The following is a 6,099-nucleotide window of genomic DNA, read 5'->3' as shown; positions in this document are numbered from 1 at the left end:
ATGATATGATATCGAAATGGGGACGGTCGTAAACCCGGTGACCTTGCGATGGGCGAGTGCCCGTCGAGGACCGGGGATGTTCCTCGGCCGGGAAACGATATCGTTGTCGTAAGCCCCGGACGAAGTCCGGCCGTCCCGTTTTTCCCGGCAGAAAAGCCTGTATGGAAAAAAGCCCGCACGGGATTGAACGCCCTCGCTGCAGGACCCGCCCGAAGTGGAGAGGAGAGACTTTGCGATGCCAATGAAGGATGAGACGACGACCCTGGCCCTGGACTTCCCGAATGGACTGCCCAGGATGCCCGAGTTCGACCCCGGCTGCCGCCGCGCGCCCGACAGAGGGTACACGCTGAACGAGCGGGAGACGGTGCTGGCGCTCAAAAACGCGCTGCGCTACATCCCCGAGCGTTTTCACAGGAAGATGGCGCCGGAGTTTCTGGAGGAGCTGAGGACCCGAGGCCGCATCTACGGCTACCGGTTCCGCCCCGAGGGCCGGCTCTGGGGCAGGCCCATCGGCGAGTACAGGGGGCGCTGCACGGAGGGACGCGCGTTCCAGGTGATGATCGACAACAACCTGGACTTCGACATCGCGCTCTACCCCTACGAGCTCGTCACCTACGGCGAGACCGGGCAGGTGTGCCAGAACTGGATGCAGTACCTCCTCATCAAGAAGTACCTGGAGGTCCTGACGCCCGACCAGACGCTGGTGGTGGAGTCCGGACACCCTCTGGGCCTGTTCCGGTCGAAGCCCGAGGCGCCGCGCGTCGTCATCACCAACGCGATGATGGTGGGGCTGTTCGACAACCAGGAGGAGTGGCACCGCGCCATGCAGCTCGGCGTGGCGAACTACGGACAGATGACCGCGGGCGGCTGGATGTACATCGGGCCTCAGGGCATCGTGCATGGAACGTTCAACACCGTGCTGAACGCCGGGCGCATGAAGTTCGGCAACAACCCGGACGTCCTGAAGGGGCGGCTCTTCGTCACCTCGGGCCTGGGCGGCATGAGCGGCGCCCAGCCCAAGGCGGCGGACATCGCGGGCTGCGTCTCCGTCACGGCGGAGGTGGACGAATCCCGCATCGCGACGCGGCACGGTCAGGGCTGGGTCAAGGAGATCGCGAAGACGCCCGAGGAGGCGTTCGGCCGAGCCCATGAGTTGATGCGCAAGGGGGAGGTCCGATCCATCGCCTTTCACGGCAACGTCGTGGACCTGCTCCAGTACGCGGTGGACCACAATATAGGCATCGACCTGCTCTCCGATCAGACGAGCTGCCACGCGGCCTACGACGGCGGCTACTGCCCGGCGGGCATCACCTTCGAGGAGCGCACGCGCCTGCTGAAGGAGGACCCCGACCGCTTCCGCGTGCTGGTGGACGAGACCCTGCGGCGCCATTTCAACCTGGTGAGGACGCTCGTCGAGAGGGGGGCGTACTTCTTCGACTACGGAAACGCCTTCCTGCGCGCGGTCTTCGACGCCGGCGTGACGGAGGTGGCCAGGAACGGCCGCGACACCCACGAGGGCTTCATCTTCCCGAGCTACGTGGAGGACATCATGGGGCCCATGCTCTTCGACTACGGCTACGGACCGTTCCGCTGGTGCTGCCTGTCCCGGGACCCCGAGGACCTGAGGCGGACGGACAGGGCGGCGATGGACTGCATCGACCCCAACCGGCGCTTCCAGGACAAGGACAACTGGGTCTGGATCCGCGACGCGGAGAAGAACGAGCTGGTGGTCGGGACACAATGCCGCATCCTGTACCAGGACGCGGAGGGCCGCGTGCGCATCGCGCTGAAGTTCAACGAGATGGTGCGCAACGGGGAGATCGGGCCGGTGATGCTGGGCCGCGACCACCACGACGTGTCCGGGACGGACTCGCCCTACCGCGAGACGTCCAACGTCAAGGACGGCAGCAACATCATGGCGGACATGGCCACGCAGTGCTTCGCGGGCAACGCGGCGCGCGGCATGAGCCTGGTGGCGCTGCACAACGGCGGCGGCGTGGGCATCGGACGGGCAGTCAACGGCGGGTTCGGCCTGGTGCTGGACGGCTCGTTCCGGGTGGACGAAATAATCCGAAGCGCCATGAGCTGGGACGTCATGGGCGGCGTGGCGAGAAGGGCCTGGGCCCGAAACGAGAACGCGCTCGCGACGGCCGCGGCCTTCAACGAAAAGCGCACGGGCGAGCACATCACCCTGCCCTACCTGGCCGACGAGGCGTATTTGACGGAGCTGGCCGGAAGGCGGCACGGCGCCGACACCCCCGAAAGCTCCCGATAGAAATACAAAAATCAGGAGGAGACATCCGAAAAAGGGGCGGGATCATTCCCGCCCTTTTCTCTGGCTGAGCCCTTGCGCTATACTATATTCCGAATCCACATCAACATTTTTGAGGGGTGTTGAACGATGGAGAAGAAGGAACTGCTTCTGGGCAACGAGGCGATTGCGGGGGCGGTCGTCGCTGCGGGCTGTCAGGTCGCGACCGCCTATCCGGGGACGCCGTCCTCGGAGATCCTTCCGGCCATAGCCCGCTTCGCGGACGCGCAGGACGCGGAGATCGCCGTGGAGTGGGGCGCAAACGAGAAGGTCGCCTACGAGATGGCCGTCTCCGCGGCCTTCGCCGGGGCCCGTGCCTGCTGCGTCATGAAGCACGTGGGGCTGAACGTCGCCGCCGACCCTTTCATGACGACGGCCCTTTACGAACTCGAGGGCGGCATGCTCCTCATCGCCGCCGATGACCCCGGCCCCCACAGCTCGCAGAACGAGCAGGACAGCCGCTTTTTCGCGATGTTCGCCAAGGTCCCCTGCCTCGACCCCGCCGATGCAGCGGAGGCCGCGGCCATGGTCGCCGACGCCTACGCGCTGTCCGAGCGGTACGGCGTCGCCACCGTCCTGCGCCCGACGACGCGCATCTCCCACTCGCGCCAGGCGATTGCGCTGCCCTCCGTCCGGGCCGACGGCCTGCCCGTCAAGTTCGACCGCAATCCCGCGCGCTGGTGCCCGCTGCCCGCTCTCGTGCGTATCTCCCATCCCAAGCACATCGCACGGCTGGAAAAAATCCGCGGGGAGTTCGAGACGGATTGGTGCCGCTACAATTACGAGCTTCCCTCCTCGAAGTCGGCGAAGCTGGGTGTCATCGCCTCGGGGATCGCCTTCGCGTCGCTGTGCGACGTGCTGAAGGAATGGGGCCGGGAGGACGTCGATATTCTCAAGATCGGCACGCCGTTCCCCCTGCCGGGGACGATGGCGGACGCGTTCGTCGCGCGGCACGAGCGCGTGCTGGTCCTCGAGGAGAGTTACCCCGTCATCGAGATGCAGCTCACGGACCGGACGAACGTCCGGGGACGCTGCGACGGAACGGTCCCGGGCGCGGGGGAGCTCCTGCCCGAAGTCATCGCCTCGATCCTGACGGAGGTCCTGGGGGAGGAGCCTCCCAAGGCGGACGTCCTTCCGGATTTCGCCCCTGTCATCAAGGACCTGCACCTCGCCCCGCGCAAGCCTCAGCTCTGCGCCGGGTGCCCTCACCGCAGCAGTTTTTTCTCCATCCGCCGGGCGCTTCCCAACGCCATCAACCCATCGGATATCGGCTGCTACACGCTGGGCATCAACCAGAAGGGCATCGACACCAGCGTCTGCATGGGCGCCGCCGTCACGGTGTCGTCAGGATTTTTCCTGGCCCACGAGGTCACGGGCCAATCCCGGCCCATCGTCGCGACCATCGGGGACTCGACCTTCTTCCACATGGGCGTGCCCGGCCTTCTCAGCGCCGTGTACAACCGCCACGCGTTCGTCCTCTGCATCCTGGACAACAGCTCCACCGCCATGACGGGGGGGCAGTCGCATCCCGGCCTGGGGGACAAGCCCAGAAGGGACGACTCCGGCGTCGCCGTCGACCTCGAGCAGCTGGTCCGCGGATGCGGCGTCGCCTTCGTCGAGACCGTGCCCGCCTACGACCACGCCGTGGGGGTCGACGCGGTCAAACGTGCGTGGCAGCACGCGGAGGCGCAGAGGACCCCGGCGGTCCTGATCTTCAGGCATCCCTGCATGCTGCTGAGGCGCCCGCAGCCGGTCATCCCCATGACCGTCGACCACGAGAAGTGCGTGGGGTGCCGCTACTGCATCGACTACTTCGGCTGCCCGGGGCTGCATTTCGACGAGCACACAAAAAAGGTCTCGATCGACCCGCTCTACTGCATCTCCTGCGGGACGTGCGAGCCGGTCTGTCCGCAAGGGGCCATCGGGAAGAGGGAGGCGAACTGAGATGCGTCGGGACAAGGACATGCAGTACGTCATCGTCGGGATAGGCGGCCAGGGCATCCTCTTCACCAGCAGAGTCCTGGGTCGGGTGGCGATCGGCAAGGGGCTGCCCGTGATCGGCAGCGAGGTCCACGGCATGGCCCAGCGCGGCGGATCGGTCATCAGCCACTTCAAGATCGGCGGCTACCGCGGCTCGCTGGTCCGCACGGGGCAGGCCGATGTCCTGATGGCCTTCGACCAGTCGGAGGGCATCCGCAACCTCCCCTACCTCAGGGAGGGAGGAACCTTCGTCGTCAACGTCCACGACGATGCCGTCTTCCAAAACGAGCGGCTCGCGGCCTATCTCTCGTCCCGAGGGATCGACGTCTGCCGCTTCGCGGGCTACGACATCCTGAACGCGCACATGAAGGGCAACTACCTCTTTCTGAACGTCCTCATCCTTGGCGCCGCCAGCGGCATGGGCATCGTCGGACTGGAACGGGACCTCGTCGAGAAGGCGCTCGAGGAGTTGGCTCCGCCCAAGCACCTGGAGGCGAACCTCAGGGTCTTCGAGCTGGGTCTCTCCGCCTCCGGGAGGTAAAACCTCCTGAGCCGTCACGATCATCCGGAACGCTCCCGGACGCTTCTCCCGCTCGCGGCGCGCGTCGGGGTCCTCCCCCGCCCCGCCTTCACCCTGACGGAGGTGCTCATCGTCCTGTCGATCCTGGGACTGATGGCAGGGGCGGCGGCAGCGATAAACTGGGGCCGCGCGTCCCCCGAGCGGGAGGCGGGACGGGCCATGCACTGGATCCTCCGTTCTCTGACGAGGGCGAACCGGACGGGGCGTTCCTTTACCCTTCGGCTCAGCGCCGGGACCTCCGCGGAGACCCTGGCCCTGAGGTGGAAGGACGATCCGGATGCGGAGACGTTCCCCGCAGCTCCGGGGGTTCGGTTCCAGCTTGTCCGTCACAGCTTATTCGCTCCCGAGAGCGTTTACAGCCCTCAGTGGGGGACCTTCACTCCGGCGGCCACGGTCCGCATCACGGCGCCGCGGGGGGCGAAGCCCCACTACCTGATCCTCTCGGGCTATGGCCGGGTGCGTACCGCTTCGTCGCCTCCGCCGGGCGGAGTGGAGTAAGCTGATCGGAAGGGCGTGTGCTTTATGACAAAGGGAGGGATTCACAGTGAAAGAGTGGACTAGCAGCATGAGCAAGGAAGAAACCATGGCGATTATCGTGAAAGCACAAGAATTAGAAAGCCTGGGGAAGAAAGAAGATGCTGCAGCGCTCAGGATTAAGATTCCTCTGCATCCTGGAGTTGCGGATGATGTTAAACGTTTCAATGGTATTCAATGGTTGATTGACGGAGGCTTTAACCTCACGGATGCGGTTGCAGCTTTTGGGGAAAAGTGGCTCCATGAATGATCGTTTTGAAAAAGATCTTCTCCTGAACATTACAGGATGCGGTAGTTTAAGGACCTTGAGAGATCAGTCATTTGAAAACATCAAATACTCGAGCGGTGTCAAGGAGCTCTGTAGTTTACTTCAAGATGCTGTTCGGTCAAAGTCCCCGCAGCAGAGCCTTTTGGCGGAGAAGTATTGCATCGTTTTTCAGCGAAACTACTGTACGACGAACGAGGCCGAAAGGGACAAGCTCAATGATCAGTTGATGAAGCTGGCGGATGCACAGACGTCCGTCAGCCTTGTCATGGAGCCGGAGCAGTATCGCGAATTTGCTCGAAGCAGCTTCATGGAAACACGGGAGGGCCGATTGCCCTACCACGGCTGCGCGGTTTTCGTGAAGACGCAAATCGATACATTGAACAGGAGCGGGCAGGGGACGGGCATCGAGGCCGAGAAAGAATTATG

Annotated in this window: 6 protein-coding genes; all 6 read left to right on the top strand. The window is 64.4% G+C overall.

Annotation, left to right across the window (positions count from 1 at the left end):
• The first annotated feature begins 241 nt into the window (after positions 1–241).
• Positions 242–2,275 carry a urocanate hydratase gene (locus tag Q0176_RS10320; RefSeq protein ID WP_299302527.1) on the top strand — a complete coding sequence of 678 codons (2,034 nt, stop codon included), beginning with the start codon at positions 242–244 and terminating at the stop codon, positions 2,273–2,275.
• Between the two features lie 126 nt (positions 2,276–2,401).
• On the top strand, positions 2,402–4,255 hold the full coding sequence (locus Q0176_RS10315; RefSeq protein ID WP_299302525.1) for a thiamine pyrophosphate-dependent enzyme: 1,854 nt from the start codon (positions 2,402–2,404) through the stop codon (positions 4,253–4,255).
• Position 4,256: 1 nt separating this feature from the next.
• Complete coding sequence (locus Q0176_RS10310) at positions 4,257–4,832, top strand: 2-oxoacid:acceptor oxidoreductase family protein (protein WP_299302523.1); 576 nt, start codon at positions 4,257–4,259, stop codon at positions 4,830–4,832.
• Positions 4,833–5,030: 198 nt separating this feature from the next.
• On the top strand, positions 5,031–5,369 hold the full coding sequence (locus Q0176_RS10300) for a hypothetical protein (RefSeq protein WP_299302519.1): 339 nt from the start codon (positions 5,031–5,033) through the stop codon (positions 5,367–5,369).
• A 46-nt stretch (positions 5,370–5,415) separates the two neighbouring features.
• Positions 5,416–5,655: a hypothetical protein gene (locus Q0176_RS10295; RefSeq protein ID WP_299302517.1), complete on the top strand. Its 240-nt coding sequence runs from the start codon at positions 5,416–5,418 to the stop codon at positions 5,653–5,655.
• Positions 5,648–6,099: hypothetical protein (locus tag Q0176_RS10290; protein WP_299302515.1), on the top strand; the 452-nt coding region annotated here is incomplete at its 3' end. The genes Q0176_RS10295 and Q0176_RS10290, both read left to right, overlap by 8 nt.

Origin of the sequence: uncultured Fretibacterium sp. (assembly GCF_938040765.1) — a bacterium.
Lineage (GTDB): Bacteria > Synergistota > Synergistia > Synergistales > Aminobacteriaceae > CAJPSE01.
Note: the sequence above shows the minus strand (reverse complement) of the source record. Positions and strands in the feature narration are given on the sequence as shown.

Coding starts and splice junctions, on each gene's coding strand:
- Q0176_RS10315 (WP_299302525.1), top strand. CDS start 2,402: ATGGAGAAGAAGGAACTGCTTCTGGGCAACGAGGCGATTGCGGGGGCG.
- Q0176_RS10310 (WP_299302523.1), top strand. CDS start 4,257: ATGCGTCGGGACAAGGACATGCAGTACGTCATCGTCGGGATAGGCGGC.
- Q0176_RS10320 (WP_299302527.1), top strand. CDS start 242: ATGAAGGATGAGACGACGACCCTGGCCCTGGACTTCCCGAATGGACTG.
- Q0176_RS10300 (WP_299302519.1), top strand. CDS start 5,031: ATGCACTGGATCCTCCGTTCTCTGACGAGGGCGAACCGGACGGGGCGT.